Below are 2,688 nucleotides of genomic sequence, written 5' to 3' on the forward strand. Positions count from 1 at the left end.
GTGTCAGTGTCGTCCAGACCGCCTTTGCCGCTATCGCCGAACCCTGGCAGGACGCCCGATTCTTTTCTGCTCACGGACGTCAAGACCTGGACATTGCGGGGCTCATGGACAGTGAACGTTTTTTATTGCTGTGTGACGGCAGCCACACCCCCCGTTCAATCCTGGAGCGCTACAGTTTACTTCTTGAGCACTTTGACCTCTGGGTTATGAGTAACCTCAGCCTTGATAATCAAAAGATCGTCCCCGTAACCTGGAAAGCTGTCATCCCTGTAGATCCCTTGAGTTGTGTGGTGGGAATAAAAAAAGAGAAGGAACATTAATATGATGGATAACAGTCAACGTCCTCAGGTCTATTTTATCGGCGCCGGACCCGGCGATCCGGAGCTGATCACCCTTAAAGGAATCAACGCCATCAAGCGCTGCCGGACGGTTATCTACGCCGGCAGTCTGGTGGCTCCGGAAATCCTTGATCACTGCATTGCCGGTGCTGCTATTCACAACTCCGCCTCCATGAATCTGGAGCAGATTATTGCCGTCATGGTGGCGGCCACCGGCGAGGGGCACAGCGTGGCGCGTCTGCATACCGGCGATCCCTCCCTTTATGGTGCCATTCAGGAGCAGATGGCCGAGCTCGACCAACGGGATATTGCCTATTCGGTCATTCCCGGTGTCACGGCGGTGTTCGCGGCGGCCGCCGCCCTGCGCACCGAGTTGACCGCGCCGGAACAGTCCCAGACCCTGGTTATCAGCCGGATTGCCGGGCGCACGCCGGTGCCCGAGGATGAAGAGGTGGCGCGCCTGGCCTGCCATGGCGGCACCTTCTGTTTCTACCTTTCGGTGGATCGCTTCGGCGAGATTGCCCGAAAGTTTCTCGATCAGGGCTGGAGTCCGCAAACCCCCGTAGCCATGGTCTATCGCGCCAGCTGGCCCGATGAGCTGATGCGGCGCGGTACCCTGGCAGACATGGCCGGACAGATTGCCGAGAGTGGTGTCAACAAACACGCTGTGGTGATTATCGGCAAGCCTTTGGGTGCCATCGGCGCTTATTCAAAACTCTATGACCGGGAATTCAGCCATGGCACCCGCCCCTGAAGTTGCAGTGATCGCTGTCACCGGGGCCGGGGCGCGGCTGGCGGCCGAAATCAGCGTCGGACTGGGCGGTCGTCTCCATCTGCCTCGAAGAATGGCCACGGCATATGATGCCGGCCCCTACGATTCCCTCGCCGACCAGTTCGCCATGTTGATGGGCGGCAGCAAGCGCGGGATTGTCGCAGTCATGGCCCAGGGGATCGTCACCCGTATGATCGCCCCCCACCTGCAGTCCAAATACCAGGACCCTGCCGTGGTCACCTGTGACGAGGTGGGACGCTTCGCCATCAGTACCCTTTCCGGTCACGAAGGGGGTGCCAACCATCTTGCCCACGCTGTGGCGTCTATCACCGGTGCAACCCCGGTCATCACCACCGCTACCGAGGCCAACCGCTGTCATGTGCTGGGGATCGGCTGCCGTCGCGGCACCTCCAAAGCGGCGATTCTGCACGCTATCCGTTGTGGCTGTGAACAGGCGGGGATTACGACTGATCAACTGCGGCTGGTAACTTCGGCCTGGATCAAGAAGGATGAAGCGGGTCTACTGGATGCGATCGTGGAGCTGGGGCTTTATCTGCGCTTTCTGCCCCGCAGCGCCTATGAGAACTCCCTCTATCATTTTACTGTTCACGACGGCCCCATGCGCCATCTGGGGATTCCCGGTGTGGCCGAGCCCTCGGCCCTGCTGGCAGCCGTCAACCCGCGCCTGTTGTTGCCGCGCACCGTTATCGATTCTGTCACCATCGCCATCGCCCGGGAAGGACTCATTCATGCCTGATGGAATTCTGTTTGTGGTTGGAACCGGCCCCGGATCGGAGGCCTACATGGCTCCCGCCGCCGGTCACGCCATCTCAAGCGCCGACTACGTCTGTGGTTATAAACCCTATCTGGAGCAGATAGAGCATCTGATCCCCGCAACCGCCCAGGTCTTCAGCAACGGCATGACCGGTGAGAAGGAGCGGGTGAAGAAGGCCCTGGCTGCCATGGAACAGGGGCAGCGCGTTGCTCTGGTTTGTGGCGGTGATGCGTCGCTGTACTCCCTGGCCTCGCTGGTTTTCGAGTTGGCCCACGCCCCCGATGCCATTGAAGTGATCCCCGGCATTACCGCCGCCATGGCCGCCTCGGCGCGCCTGGGTGCCCCCATCGCCGACGATCTGGCCATCATCTCCATGTCCGACCTGCTTACCCCCTGGGAACTGATCCGGAAGCGCATCGAGGCGGTCAACAGCGGTGACTTCGTCTGCGCCATCTACAACCCGCGCAGTAAAAAGCGTACCAGCCAGCTCGTCCACACGGTGCAGCGCTTCATGGCGGAGCGCGGTGACCTCGCCTGTGGTTTCGTGCGCCACTGTTACCGGGAGGGGGAACACACCTGGACCGGCTACTTAAGTCAGCTTGATCTGGAAAACATCGACATGAGCACCCTGGTTATGGTCGGCAGTACCCGCACCATCCTTAAAAACGGCAAGCTGGTCACGCCGCGCGGTTACACTGCCAAATACGGAGAACGTGAATGATCCTCGTATTGGGCGGCACCTCCACCACCCATCAGGTGGTAGCTGAACTGGACGAAGCGGAGGAGCAGCCCCTGATCATCAG

At 60.2% G+C, this 2,688-nt stretch carries 4 protein-coding genes; all 4 read left to right on the forward strand.

What is annotated here, in order from left to right; all coding sequences use genetic code 11:
• Positions 1-320 (forward strand): SAM-dependent methyltransferase (locus tag AC6F7T_RS05720; protein ID WP_500717040.1); only part of this gene is annotated, 320 nt, incomplete at its 5' end.
• 1 nt (position 321) lies between these two features.
• On the forward strand, positions 322-1,092 hold the full coding sequence (gene cobM / locus AC6F7T_RS05725) for a precorrin-4 C(11)-methyltransferase (protein WP_500717041.1): 771 nt from the start codon (positions 322-324) through the stop codon (positions 1,090-1,092).
• The gene (locus AC6F7T_RS05730) at positions 1,076-1,867 is read left to right on the forward strand and encodes a cobalamin biosynthesis protein (protein ID WP_500717042.1); all 792 of its coding nucleotides are present in this window, start codon (positions 1,076-1,078) and stop codon (positions 1,865-1,867) included. Before cobM ends, AC6F7T_RS05730 begins: the two co-directional genes overlap by 17 nt.
• Positions 1,860-2,606 carry a precorrin-3B C(17)-methyltransferase gene (cobJ, locus tag AC6F7T_RS05735; RefSeq protein WP_500717043.1) on the forward strand — a complete coding sequence of 249 codons (747 nt, stop codon included), beginning with the start codon at positions 1,860-1,862 and terminating at the stop codon, positions 2,604-2,606. Before AC6F7T_RS05730 ends, cobJ begins: the two co-directional genes overlap by 8 nt.
• The last annotated feature ends 82 nt before the right edge of the window (positions 2,607-2,688 follow it).

It is taken from the genome of Pelovirga sp. (assembly GCF_059864205.1).